The 12981-nt window shown below is 57.0% G+C and carries 11 protein-coding genes and 1 riboswitch; of the genes, 8 read left to right on the forward strand and 3 right to left on the reverse strand.

Features of this window, described 5'->3' with window-relative positions; translation table 11 throughout:
* Positions 1-89: 89 nt before the first annotated feature.
* Positions 90-1241, reverse strand: a complete 1152-nt coding sequence (gene argE / locus HMPREF1024_RS02670; RefSeq protein ID WP_004177969.1) for an acetylornithine deacetylase — start codon at positions 1239-1241, stop codon at positions 90-92.
* Positions 1242-1354: 113 nt separating this feature from the next.
* On the opposite strand from argE, the gene argC reads away from it, so the two are divergent.
* The 4 genes from argC (at position 1355) to oxyR (ending at position 5791) form a co-directional block, all read left to right on the forward strand.
* Positions 1355-2359, forward strand: coding sequence for an N-acetyl-gamma-glutamyl-phosphate reductase (argC, locus tag HMPREF1024_RS02665; RefSeq protein WP_004177967.1), 1005 nt, complete (start codon positions 1355-1357; stop codon positions 2357-2359).
* Between the two features lie 6 nt (positions 2360-2365).
* On the forward strand, positions 2366-3142 hold the full coding sequence (argB, locus tag HMPREF1024_RS02660) for an acetylglutamate kinase (protein ID WP_015959218.1): 777 nt from the start codon (positions 2366-2368) through the stop codon (positions 3140-3142).
* A 99-nt stretch (positions 3143-3241) separates the two neighbouring features.
* Positions 3242-4615 (forward strand): argininosuccinate lyase, encoded by a 1374-nt coding sequence (argH, locus tag HMPREF1024_RS02655; RefSeq protein WP_004146283.1) that lies wholly within the window; start codon positions 3242-3244, stop codon positions 4613-4615.
* Between the two features lie 258 nt (positions 4616-4873).
* On the forward strand, positions 4874-5791 hold the full coding sequence (oxyR, locus tag HMPREF1024_RS02650) for a DNA-binding transcriptional regulator OxyR (RefSeq protein ID WP_002883015.1): 918 nt from the start codon (positions 4874-4876) through the stop codon (positions 5789-5791).
* On the opposite strand, the gene sthA is transcribed toward oxyR, so the two are convergent.
* Positions 5774-7174: a Si-specific NAD(P)(+) transhydrogenase gene (sthA, locus tag HMPREF1024_RS02645; RefSeq protein ID WP_002883016.1), complete on the reverse strand. Its 1401-nt coding sequence runs from the start codon at positions 7172-7174 to the stop codon at positions 5774-5776. The two genes, oxyR and sthA, sit on opposite strands and share 18 nt — an antisense overlap.
* A 189-nt stretch (positions 7175-7363) precedes the next feature.
* On the opposite strand from sthA, the gene fabR reads away from it, so the two are divergent.
* Both fabR and HMPREF1024_RS02635 read left to right on the forward strand, forming a co-directional pair.
* Positions 7364-8005 carry an HTH-type transcriptional repressor FabR gene (fabR, locus tag HMPREF1024_RS02640; protein ID WP_032451440.1) on the forward strand — a complete coding sequence of 214 codons (642 nt, stop codon included), beginning with the start codon at positions 7364-7366 and terminating at the stop codon, positions 8003-8005.
* A gap of 15 nt (positions 8006-8020) precedes the next feature.
* On the forward strand, positions 8021-8380 hold the full coding sequence (locus HMPREF1024_RS02635; protein ID WP_002883021.1) for a YijD family membrane protein: 360 nt from the start codon (positions 8021-8023) through the stop codon (positions 8378-8380).
* 51 nt (positions 8381-8431) lie between these two features.
* On the opposite strand, the gene trmA is transcribed toward HMPREF1024_RS02635, so the two are convergent.
* Entirely contained in the window at positions 8432-9532 is a 1101-nt protein-coding gene (gene trmA / locus HMPREF1024_RS02630) for a tRNA (uridine(54)-C5)-methyltransferase TrmA (RefSeq protein WP_009309737.1), read from the reverse strand.
* Positions 9533-9646: 114 nt separating this feature from the next.
* Positions 9647-9834: riboswitch (cobalamin riboswitch) on the forward strand.
* 64 nt (positions 9835-9898) lie between these two features.
* On the opposite strand from trmA, the gene btuB reads away from it, so the two are divergent.
* Both btuB and murI read left to right on the forward strand, forming a co-directional pair.
* Positions 9899-11737 (forward strand): TonB-dependent vitamin B12 receptor BtuB, encoded by a 1839-nt coding sequence (gene btuB / locus HMPREF1024_RS02625; RefSeq protein WP_009309738.1) that lies wholly within the window; start codon positions 9899-9901, stop codon positions 11735-11737.
* Positions 11682-12533, forward strand: a complete 852-nt coding sequence (gene murI, locus HMPREF1024_RS02620; protein WP_002883026.1) for a glutamate racemase — start codon at positions 11682-11684, stop codon at positions 12531-12533. The genes btuB and murI overlap by 56 nt, the downstream gene beginning before the upstream one ends.
* Positions 12534-12981 lie beyond the last annotated feature (448 nt).

Here is a 12981-nt window from a genome sequence, read left to right on the forward strand (position 1 = left end):
CTGGGAGCGCTGGATAAGTATCGCTTATGGAAATGTGACGATCGTCACCGTTCCGCCCCGGGAGAACGGGGCGGAAAAAGAGGGCGATTTTAGTGCCAGCAGAAGTGATGAACCACCTGGCTAATCAGCTCCCGGGTCGGCTTGATAAAGCGCGTCTCCAGATACTCGTCAGGCTGATGGGCCTGATTGATGGAGCCCGGGCCGAGAACCAGCGTCGGACACAGCGTCTGGATAAACGGCGCTTCGGTGCAGTAATTCACCACGTCGGTCTGCGCGCCAAGCAGTTTCTCGACCACCTGCACCAGCTTATGGTCCGGCGGGCACTCGTAGCCGGGGATCGGCGGATGCAGCTCAGAGACCGTCAGGCGGCCCGGCCAGCGTTCGCTGACCGGGGCCAGCGCCTCGCCCAACAGACCATTAAGATCGTTTAGGGTCATCCCCGGCAGCGGGCGGATATCCATATGCAGTTCACAGCAGGCGCAGATACGGTTTGAGGCATCGCCGCCATGGATAGCGCCCAGGTTGAGGGTTGGGTAAGGGACCGTAAACGCTTCGAAGTGATAGCGCTCTTTAAGCAGATCGCGCAACTGCATAATCCGGCCGATGGCGTCGTGCATCAGCTCAATCGCGTTGACCCCGCGCGCCGGATCGCTGGAGTGGCCGGACTGGCCCTGAATACGGATCGCGTTGGACATATGGCCTTTATGGGCGCGGATCGGCTGCAGGGAGGTGGGCTCGCCGATGATGGCGCAGTCCGGGCGCAGCCGGGTGGTTTCGGCAAAATAGCGCGCGCCGGCCATGCTGGTCTCTTCGTCGGCAGTGGCCAGAATATACAGCGGCTTTTTCAGCGTGGTGACGTCGACATCGCGCAGGGCGTCGAGAATAAAGGCGAAGAAGCCTTTCATATCGGCCGTGCCGAGGCCGTAGAGCTTGTTATCGTGTTCGGTGAGGGTGAACGGGTCGCGCGTCCAGCGGCCATCATCGAACGGCACGGTATCGGTATGCCCGGCGAGCAGCAGGCCGCCGGCGCCGTGTCCGGTGCTGGCCAGCAGGTTGAATTTATGGCGCGTATCCGGCACCGGCTGTATCTCAACATTGAAGCCGAGATCGCGGAACCAGCCTGCCAGCAAATTGATTAAAGACTCATTGCTTTGATCGAGAGCCTCTTCGGTCGCGCTGATGGACGGTGTGGCGATCAACGCGCGGTAAATCTCGATAAAGGGCGGTAAATTGTTTTTCATTGTTGACACACCTTGGGTCGTGATAGTATCAATATTCATGCATTTATTGTGAATAAAAATACAATATCGTTGAGCGTAAGAAAACCCATCGAATGTAAGGAGATGCGCTTCCAATGTTAAATACGCTGATTGTGGGTGCCAGTGGTTATGCCGGCGCAGAGCTGGTGACCTATATCAATCGTCATCCGCATATGAACATAACCGCTTTGACGGTCTCCGCGCAAAGCAATGATGCGGGAAAATTAATTTCCGACCTGCATCCGCAGCTCAAAGGCATTGTCGATATGCCGCTGCAGCCGATGTCCGATATCAGCGAATTCAGCGCTGGCGTGGACGTGGTGTTTCTCGCCACCGCGCACGAAGTGAGTCACGATCTGGCGCCGCAGTTTCTTGCCGCTGGCTGCGTGGTGTTCGATCTCTCCGGTGCCTTCCGCGTTAACGATGGGGCGTTCTACGAAAAATATTACGGTTTCACTCATCGGCATCCCGACCTGCTCAAACAGGCGGTGTATGGTCTGGCGGAGTGGAGCGCGGATGCGCTTAAAGACGCGCAGTTAATCGCAGTGCCAGGCTGCTATCCGACGGCGGCGCAGCTGTCGCTGAAGCCGCTGATTGAGGCCAATCTGCTGGATCTCAACCAGTGGCCGGTAATCAACGCTACCAGCGGGGTGAGCGGCGCGGGTCGTAAGGCCGCGATCGGCAACAGCTTCTGTGAAGTTAGCCTGCAGCCGTACGGCATATTTAACCATCGCCATCAGCCGGAGATTGCCAGCCACCTCGGGGCAAAGGTAATTTTTACCCCGCACCTGGGTAATTTTAAGCGCGGCATCCTGGAAACCATTACCTGCCGCCTGAAGCCGGGCGTCGGCCATGCGCAGATCGCGGCGGTTTACCAGCAGGCTTACGCCGATAAACCACTGGTACGTTTATATGATAAAGGCGTGCCCGCTTTGAAAAGCGTCGAAGGCCTGCCATTCTGTGATATCGGTTTTGCCGTGCAGGACGATCATCTCATCGTCGTCGCGGCAGAGGATAACCTGCTGAAAGGCGCCGCAGCGCAGGCGGTGCAGTGCGCGAATATTCGTTTCGGCTTCGCTGAGACGCAGTCTCTTATTTAAGGTGTGATGATGAACCCATTAATTATCAAACTTGGCGGCGTATTACTCGATAGCGAAGAAGCGCTGGAGCGCCTGTTTACCGCGCTGGTTAACTACCGTGAAGCGCACCAGCGTCCGCTGATTATCGTCCACGGCGGCGGCTGCGTGGTGGATGAGCTGATGAAGCAGCTCAACCTGCCGGTGCAAAAGAAAAATGGCCTGCGCGTTACGCCGGCTGAGCAAATCGACATCATCACCGGCGCGCTGGCGGGTACCGCCAACAAGACGCTGCTGGCGTGGGCGAAAAAACATGGTATTTCCTCGGTAGGCCTGTTCCTCGGCGATGGCGATAGCGTGAAGGTGACGCAGCTGGATGCTGAGCTGGGCCATGTCGGGCTGGCGCAGCCGGGCTCCCCGACGCTGATCAACACCCTGTTGGCCGGCGGTTACCTGCCGGTGGTGAGCTCTATCGGGGTGACCGATGAAGGCCAGCTGATGAACGTCAACGCTGACCAGGCGGCGACAGCGCTGGCGGCCACCCTGGGGGCGGATCTGATCCTGTTGTCTGACGTTAGCGGTATCCTCGACGGTAAAGGGCAGCGCATTGCCGAGATGACCGCCGAGAAAGCGGAACAGCTGATCGAGCAGGGGATTATCACCGACGGCATGATTGTTAAAGTGAATGCGGCCCTTGACGCCGCACGTGCTCTGGGTCGTCCGGTGGATATCGCCTCCTGGCGTCACGCCGAGCAGCTGCCGGCGTTATTTAACGGCACGCCGATCGGCACACGTATTCTGGCTTAAGATTTCATGCCCGGCGGCGCGTCGTCTGCCGGGCTTACAAGACCGTAGGCCGAGCGGCACAATGCCGCCGGCGGAACTAACGAATAAAGGAAGCATGTTATGGCACTTTGGGGCGGGCGTTTTACACAGGCAGCAGATCAACGGTTCAAACAGTTCAACGACTCGTTGCGCTTCGACTATCGTCTGGCGGAGCAGGATATCGTTGGCTCTGTCGCCTGGTCGAAAGCGCTGGTAACGGTCGGCGTTCTGAGTGCCGCTGAACAGCAGCAGCTGGAAGAAGCGCTGAACGTGCTGCTGGAAGAGGTGCGCGCCAATCCGCAGCAAATCCTCGCCAGCGATGCCGAAGATATTCACAGCTGGGTGGAAGGCAAGCTGATCGATAAAGTGGGCCAGCTGGGCAAGAAACTGCACACCGGGCGCAGCCGTAACGACCAGGTCGCCACCGATCTTAAACTGTGGTGCAAAGATACCGTTGTCGAACTGCTCTCGGCGAACCGCCAGCTGCAGAGCGCGCTGGTGGAGACCGCCCAGCAGAATCAGGACGCGGTAATGCCGGGGTACACCCACCTGCAGCGCGCCCAGCCGGTGACGTTCGCGCACTGGTGTCTGGCCTACGTTGAAATGCTGGCGCGTGACGAAAGCCGTCTGCAGGACGCGCTGAAGCGCCTCGACGTCAGCCCGCTGGGCTGCGGCGCGCTGGCGGGGACGGCGTATGAAATCGACCGCGAGCAGCTGGCCGGCTGGCTGGGCTTTGCCTCCGCCACTCGCAACAGCCTCGACAGCGTGTCCGATCGCGATCATGTGCTGGAGCTGCTTTCCGATGCGGCTATCGGCATGGTGCATCTGTCGCGCTTTGCGGAAGATCTGATTTTCTTTAACTCCGGCGAGGCGAACTTCGTCGAGCTTTCCGACCGCGTGACCTCCGGCTCCTCGCTGATGCCGCAGAAGAAAAACCCGGACGCCCTGGAGCTTATCCGTGGCAAATGCGGCCGCGTGCAGGGTGCGCTGACCGGCATGATGATGACGCTGAAAGGACTGCCGCTGGCCTACAACAAAGACATGCAGGAAGATAAAGAGGGGCTTTTCGACGCCCTGGATACCTGGCTCGACTGCCTGCATATGGCGGCCCTGGTGCTGGACGGCATTCAGGTAAAACGCCCGCGCTGTGCGGAAGCGGCGCAGCAGGGCTATGCCAACGCCACTGAGCTGGCGGATTATCTGGTGGCGAAAGGCGTACCGTTCCGCGAGGCGCACCATATTGTCGGTGAAGCGGTAGTGGAAGCCATTGCGCAAGGGAAACCGCTGGAAGCGCTGACCCTGGCCGATCTGCAGAAATTCAGCCCAGTGATTGCGGACGATGTGTATCCGATCCTGTCGCTGCAGTCCTGTCTTGAGAAACGCGCAGCGAAAGGCGGCGTCTCGCCGCAGCAGGTAGCCCAGGCTATCAACGAGGCGAAGGCTCGTTTGAGCTAATCCTTAGATATTTGCCCTCCGTGACCCGGCCAAGCCCAGCAACGCCGGGTTTTTTATGCAAAAAAAAGCGGACGCAAGGTCCGCAAAAGTTCACGTTGGCTTTAGTTGTTCGGGTAGAGAAACAGTGTGACGGGTCAGTGATTTTCACAGGTAGTCCGTCTTTATGGGCGTATTATTGAACAGAAAACTTGATAGGGATAATCGTTCGTTGCTATGCTATCTATCGCCATGGACTATCGTGGCGATGGAGGATGAATAATGAATATTCGCGATCTTGAATACCTGGTAGCGCTCGCCGAACACCGCCACTTCCGGCGGGCGGCTGACTCATGCCATGTGAGCCAACCGACGCTCAGCGGACAGATCCGCAAGCTGGAGGATGAGCTTGGCGTCATGCTGCTGGAGCGCACCAGCCGTAAGGTTCTGTTTACCCAGGCGGGGCTGTTGCTGGTGGATCAGGCGCGTACCGTGTTACGCGAAGTAAAAGTGCTCAAGGAAATGGCAAGCCAACAAGGGGAAACCATGTCCGGGCCGCTGCATATCGGCCTGATCCCGACAATTGGCCCGTACCTGCTGCCGCACATCATTCCGATGCTGCATCAGACCTTCCCGAAGCTGGAAATGTATCTGCACGAAGCGCAGACCCATCAGCTGCTGGCTCAGCTCGACAGCGGTAAGCTCGACTGCGCCATCCTGGCGCTGGTCAAAGAGAGCGAGGCCTTTATCGAGGTGCCGCTGTTCGATGAGCCGATGATGCTGGCTATCTATGAGGATCATCCGTGGGCGAACCGCGATCGGGTGCCGATGTCGGATCTGGCCGGTGAAAAGCTGCTGATGCTGGAGGATGGCCACTGTCTGCGCGATCAGGCGATGGGCTTCTGCTTTGAAGCGGGGGCGGATGAGGATACCCACTTCCGCGCGACCAGCCTGGAAACGCTGCGCAATATGGTGGCGGCAGGCAGCGGCATTACCCTGCTGCCGGCGCTGGCGGTGCCGCAGGAGAGAAAACGCGATGGCGTAGTCTACCTGCCGTGCATTAAGCCAGAGCCAAGACGCACCATCGGTCTGGTTTATCGTCCGGGCTCCCCGCTGCGCAGCCGCTATGAACATCTGGCGGAGGCCATCCGCGGCACGATGGATGGCCATTTCGACAAGGCGTTAAAACAGGCGGTTTAAGCCGTTCAGCGCGGCAACCCGGTACGCTTCCGCCATGGTCGGGTAGTTAAAGGTGGTGTTGACGAAGTACTCAATGGTGTTGCCACCGCCTTTCTGCTCCATGATCGCCTGGCCGATATGAATAATTTCGGCCGCGCGCTCGCCAAAGCAGTGAATGCCAAGGATCTCCTTGGTTTCACGATGGAACAGGATCTTCAGCGTACCAACGCTCATACCGACGATTTGCGCCCGCGCCAGGTGTTTAAACTGGGCGCGGCCCACCTCATACGGCACTTTCATCGCCGTCAGCTGCTGCTCGGTTTTCCCGACGGAGCTGATTTCCGGAATGGTATAGATCCCGGTCGGGATATCTTCAATCAGATGCGCTGAGGCTTCGCCTTTCACCAGCGCCTGGGCGGCAATGCGTCCCTGATCGTAAGCGGCAGAAGCCAGGCTTGGATAGCCGATGACATCGCCAACCGCATAGATGTGCGGGAGGGCGGTCTGATACATGCTGTTGACCTTCAGCTGACCGCGGCTGTCGGTCTGCAGACCGATATTTTCCAGCGCCAGGGTGTCGGTGTTGCCGGTGCGGCCGTTAGCGTACAGCAGGCAATCGGCCTTCAGCTTTTTGCCGGACTTCAGGTGCATGATCACCCCGTCATCCACCCCTTCAATTTTCTCATACTCCTCGTTGTGGCGAATAACCACGCCGCTGTTCCAGAAGTGATAAGAGAGCGAGTCTGACATCTCCTGATCGAGGAAGGCCAGCAGACGATCGCGGGTGTTGATCAGATCGACCTTCACCTCCATGCCGCGGAAGATCGACGCATATTCACAACCGATCACCCCGGCGCCGTAAATGATCACATGGCGCGGCTCATGCTGCAGGCTGAGAATCGAATCGCTGTCATAGATGCGCGGGTGGTGGAAATCGACATCCGCCGGATGGTAGGGGCGCGATCCGCAGGCGATAACGAATTTCTCCGCGGTCACAGTCTCGACCGTGCCGTCATGGCACTCCAGCGCCAGAGTATGCTCATCCACGAAGTGGGCATTGCCCTGCAGAATTTCACAGTGGTTGCGCTCATAGAATCCCTGGCGCATATGAGTCTGCTGGTTGATGACGCTGTCGGCATGGTTAAGGATGTCGGCGAAAGAAGAGCGAAGAAGGCGGGAGTGGTCGCTGTAGAGGGGGTTTTGGTTAAACTCGATAATACGGCTGACGGCATGGCGGAGGGCTTTCGACGGGATGGTGCCCCAGTGGGTGCAACCGCCGCCGACATTATGGTAGCGCTCGATGACGGCAACGCGTGCTCCCTGTTTCACCAGTCCCATGGCGGCGCCTTCCCCGCCAGGACCGGAACCAATCACTATTGCATCATAATCCCAAGAGTGTGACATGGCATTACTCACCTGTTTTATACATAAAATAAACACGATGATAACATTCGCTGCGCTTTAACCCAATTATCGTTGTGCTTTTTTGCAGCATAAAAGCAGAAACGGCTCGTAAACAATCATTCACAATCCAGGGCAAACCGATTAGTTTTAATCTCTGGTATAGTGCCAGCAGGGCTATTGGAAGGATTCATACATCGTGATGGGCGTAAGAGCACAACAAAAGAAAAAACCCGCCGTTCGCTGGTGGAAGCGGCATTCAGCCAACTTAGCGCTGAGCGGAGTTTCGCCAGCCTGAGCTTGCGTGAAGTGGCACGGGAAGCAGGGATCGCGCCGACGTCCTTTTATCGTCATTTTCGCGACGTCGATGAGTTGGGCCTGACGATGGTCGATGAGAGCGGACTGATGCTGCGCCAGCTGATGCGCCAGGCGCGCCAGCGGATAGCCAAAGGCGGCAGCGTGATCCGCACCTCGGTCTCCACCTTTATGGAATTTATCGGTAACAACCCGAACGCCTTCCGCCTGCTGCTGCGCGAGCGCTCGGGAACTTCTGCGGCGTTTCGCGCCGCCGTCGCACGCGAGATCCAGCACTTTATTGCGGAACTCGCCGACTATTTAGAACTCGAAAACCATATGCCGCGCGCCTTTACCGAAGCGCAGGCTGAAGCTATGGTCACCATCGTTTTTAGCGCTGGCGCGGAAGCGCTGGATGTCGGCCCTGAGCAGCGCCGGCAGCTGGAGGAACGGTTGGTACTGCAGCTTCGAATGATCTCGAAAGGCGCGTATTACTGGTATCGCCGTGAACAAGAAAAAATGTCACATCATTCCGAATAACGTGAAGGACGAGCAATGAAACACTCAGTTCAAGATAAAGGTACGCTGCTGCTGGCGCTGATTGCCGGGTTATCCATTAATGGCGCCTTTGCGGCGCTGTTCAGTTCGATAGTTCCGTTTTCCGTCTTCCCCATTTTATCCCTGCTGCTGACGGTCTACTGTCTGCATCAGCGCTATCAGAATCGCAGTATGCCCGTTGGGCTACCGGGCCTGGCCGCCGCCTTTTTTATTCTCGGGGTGCTGTTGTACAGCACCGTCGTGCGTGCGGAGTACCCGGATATCGGTTCTAACTTCTTCCCGGCCGTTCTGTCCGTCGCGATGGTCTTCTGGATCGGCTACAAGATGCGTAACCGCAAAGATACCGCAGCCGAGTAAGCCGCCAGCGGTAAAAAAACCGGCAATATGACATTGCCGGTTTTTTTGGGCCTATTTGCGGATCAGCAGGACGCCGCACTCCATGTGATGGGTATACGGGAACTGGTCGAACAGCGCCAGCCGGGTAACGTTGTGCGTCTGGCTTAGCGTTTCCAGATTGCGACACAGCGTTTCCGGGTTGCACGAAATGTACAAAATACGCGGATAGGCCTGCACCATTTTTTCCGTCTCGCTGTCCAGCCCGCTGCGCGGTGGATCGACGAAGATGGTTTCGCACTGATAGCTATGCAGATCGATACCCTGCAGCCGGTTGAACTGCCGCACCCCGTTCATCGCCTGAGTAAACTCTTCCGCCGCCATGCGGATAATCTGCACGTTGTCGATATGGTTAGCGGCGATGTTGTACTGCGCCGCCGCCACCGACGGTTTGGCGATTTCGGTGGCCAATACGCGATCGAAATTACGCGCCAGCGCCAGCGAGAAGTTACCGTTGCCGCAGTACAATTCCAGCAGGTCGCCAGTCGCCCCTTTGGTGACATCCAGTGCCCACTCCAGCATCTGAATGTTCATGGCCGCGTTCGGTTGAGTAAAGCTGTTTTCCACCTGACGGTAGATCATCTCCCGCCCGCCAACCGGCAGGCGTTCATCTATATAGTCTTGATCGAGCTCGATTTTGGTTTTGGTCGCCCGCCCAATCAGATGCACATTGAGCCCCTGGGCTCGCAGGGCGTCACGCAGCGCCTCCGCTTGCTCACGCCAGGCATCGTCCAGCTTTTTATGATACAGCAGCGACACGACCGCCTGGTTGCTGAGGGTGGTCAGATAGTCAATCTGGAACAGCTTCTGGCGTAGCACGGGATTGTTGCGTACGCCCTCCAGCATGGCGGTCATCAGCTGATTGATCAGCGCGCTGGCGGCCGGGAAGCTGTCAACGCGAATCCGCGACCGGGTCTGCTGATCGAAAATAATATGGTACAGATCGTCGCCATCGTGCCACAGACGGAACTCGGCGCGCATACGGTAGTGGCTGACCGGCGAACGAAACACTTCCGGAACCGGCGCGGCAAAAGGCGCCATCATGGTTTGCAAACGGACGACTTTTTCTGCCAGCTGCGCTTCGTATTGTTCGGTAGGAAGGTGTTCGGGGGTCATGATGTATCCTGAATAAAATAAGTACGCGGGGATTGTAGGGAAAGCGCCGGGGATGTCCAGCCTCGAATGCCGCGGGAAATATAATTAGCAGTCTGGACATCTATATGGTTCTGATTGTAGCATTCGCCTACCGGTCCTGTGAGTTAAAAGGGAACCCAGTGGAAATCTGGGGCTGACGCGCAGCGGTAAGGAAGGTGAGAAATGAGCGCACTCGGTGCAGACACTGCGGCTAGCCGTGGGAAGTCATTATTTCTTGAAACAGCCTCCAAGCCCGAAGACCTGCCGGAATACGTCGCACTGGGTTTTATCGTCGCGAGCAACTGATAAAACCTGCGGCATCCTTTTTCTGTTTCGGATGCTTTTACAATGATTAAAAAAGCTTCGCTGATGACGGCCTTATCCGTCACGGCATTTTCCGGCTGGGCGCAGGATAGCAATTCAGATACGTTGGTGGTGACAGCAAACCGTTTTCAACAGCCGGTCAATACCGTGCTGGCGCCGACCGACATTGTGACGCGCGATGACATTGACCGCTGGCAGTCCAAAGATTTAAACGATGTCATGCGTCGTCTTCCCGGGGTCGATATTGCCCGCAACGGCGGCATGGGGCAGAGCGCTTCGCTGTATGTTCGGGGGACGGAGGCTCGTCACGTGCTGGTGCTGATCGACGGTGTGCCGATGGCGCGTCCGGGGATCTCCAACGGCGTAGATATCAGTCAGATCCCTATCTCACTGGTCCAGCGGGTGGAATACATCCGCGGCCCGCGCTCCGCGGTGTACGGCTCCGGAGCGATCGGCGGGGTGGTGAACATCATCACCATGACCGACGCTGAGCGTTCGCAGATCAACGCCGGCGCGGGTACGAACGGCTATCAGTCCTATGACGGCGCCTTTAACAAGCGGTTTGGCGATACGTTGGTTACCGCTGCTGGCGCCTATCAGACCACCAAAGGGTTTAACGTCCAGCCGAATTCCTCTTACAGCGGCGACAGCGATCGCGACGGCTACCGCAATAAAATGCTGTGGGGCGGGGTACAGCATCAGTTCGATGACAACTTCTCGGGGTTCTTCCGCGGCTATGGTTATTCCGCCAACGCTGACTATGACCAGGGTAACTGGGGCTACGCAGGTGGAAACGATGAAGATCAATCCTATACCCAATCCTGGGATACCGGTCTGCACTACCACTCCGGAATTTACTCCTCCCAGCTGATTGCTAACTATCAGCGCATCAAAGATTACAACTACAGCAGCGACGCTGGCCGCTATGCCGCGGGCACCACCCTGGATGATATGGAACAGCGCTATATCCAGTGGGGAAATAATGTTGTGGTAGGCCATGGGGCAGTGAGCGGCGGCGTTGACTGGAAACAAGAGAAGCTGAAATCCAGCGGAACGACCAGTACCGACGTGTATAAGCGTGACACCACCGGTCTTTATCTGACGGGACAGCAGCAGATTGACAGCGTGACGCTGGAAGCTTCCGGCCGTGAGGATCATGACGAGCAGTTTGGCTGGCACGGTACCTGGCAGACGGCCGCAGGCTGGGAATTTATCGACGGTTATCGGACAACGCTCTCGTACGGCACAGGATTCCTCGCCCCCTCCCTCGGGCAGCAGTACGGGGCAGAACGCTTTGGCATCGCCTCTAACCCGAATCTGAAGCCAGAGGAGTCGAAGCAATGGGAAGCGGGCCTTGAAGGGTTAACGGGGCCGGTCGACTGGCGCCTCTCCGCGTATCGCTATGAGATTCAAAACCTCATCGATTACGACAACAACGCCTATTACAACGTCAAGTCGGCGACGATTAAGGGGCTGGAGTGGACGGGGAATATAATCACCGGGCCGGTGGAGCACCATCTGACGCTGCAGTATGTTGACCCTCGCGATGATGAAACCAATAAGATCCTCTATCGCCGGGCGAAGCAGCAGGTGAAATACGAGCTGAACGGCCAGGTCTACGATCTGGGGTGGGATGTGACGTATCACTACATCGGCAAGCGTTACGATTATGACTACGACAACTCGCGTACCGTCAATATGGGTGGGTTGAGCCTCTGGGATGTCGGTTTATCGTATCCCGTCACCTCACACCTGACAGTTCGTGGTAAAATAGCCAACCTGTTCGATAAAGATTACGAGACAGTTTATGGCTACCAATCTGCAGGACGGGAATACACCTTGTCTGGCAGCTACACCTTCTGATCCACGTCCCACCGTGCTGGTGTTTGATTCCGGCGTCGGTGGGTTGTCGGTTTATAATGAGATTCGGCAGCTGCTGCCGAATCTGCATTACATCTATGCTTTCGATAACGTTGCCTTCCCCTATGGCGAGAAGAGCGAGGAGTTTATCGTTGAGCGCGTTGTGGAAATCGTCACTGCTGTCCAGCAGCGTTATCCCCTGGCGCTGGCGGTGATCGCCTGCAATACCGCCAGTACCGTCTCCCTGCCTGCCCTGCGTGAAAAGTTCGCTTTCCCCGTCGTTGGCGTGGTGCCGGCGATCAAGCCCGCCGCCCGTTTAACGGCGAACGGCATTGTTGGCCTGCTGGCGACGCGCGGTACCGTAAAGCGTCCTTATACCCGTGAGCTGATCGACCGCTTTGCCAATGAATGTCGGATTGAAATGCTGGGGTCGGCGGAGCTGGTGGAGCTGGCGGAAGCGAAGCTGCACGGCGAGCCTGTGCCGTTAGAAGAGCTGCGCCGTATCCTGCGCCCGTGGCTGCGGATGCAGGAGCCGCCGGATACGGTGGTGCTGGGCTGCACCCACTTTCCTCTTTTACAGGAGGAGCTGCAGCGCGTTCTGCCGGAAGGCACACGGCTGATCGATTCCGGCGCGGCGATTGCCCGTCGCACCGCCTGGCTGTTAGAGCATGAAGCGCCGGATGCGAAGTCCAGCGACGAGAATAAGGCATTCTGCATGGCGCTGACGGCAGAAACAGAACAGCTTTTACCCGTTCTGCGTCGCTATGGCTTCTCGACGCTGGAAAAATTACCGCTCTAAGGGCGTTTTGCACAAAAAAGAGACGGTTGAATAATTTTTTGAAAACAGGGCTTGTCAACGTCTCAGAACTCCCTATAATGCGCCTCCACTGACACGGAACAACGGCAAGCAAGCCGCCGGGTCAGCAGGGTTTTGGCGGTGAAGTTCAGCGCTAAAAACTGACAGAGAAAAGCAAAATAAGGGCTTGACTCTGAATGAGGAAAACGTATTATACGGGACCTCGCAACGGTGAGCTGAAAGCCGCGTTGCAACTGCTCTTTAACAATTTATCAGACAATCTGTGTGGGCACTCAAAGTGACATGGATTCTTAACGTCCTCGGACGAAAAATGAATACCAAGTCTCAAGAGTGAACACGTAATTCATTACGAAGTTTAATTCTTTGAGCATCAAACTTAAATTGAAGTAGTTTGATCATGGCTCAGATTGAACGCTGGCGGCAGGCCTAA

It is taken from the genome of Klebsiella sp. 4_1_44FAA, from assembly GCF_000238715.1.
In the GTDB taxonomy this organism is placed as follows: Bacteria; Pseudomonadota; Gammaproteobacteria; order Enterobacterales; family Enterobacteriaceae; genus Klebsiella; species Klebsiella pneumoniae.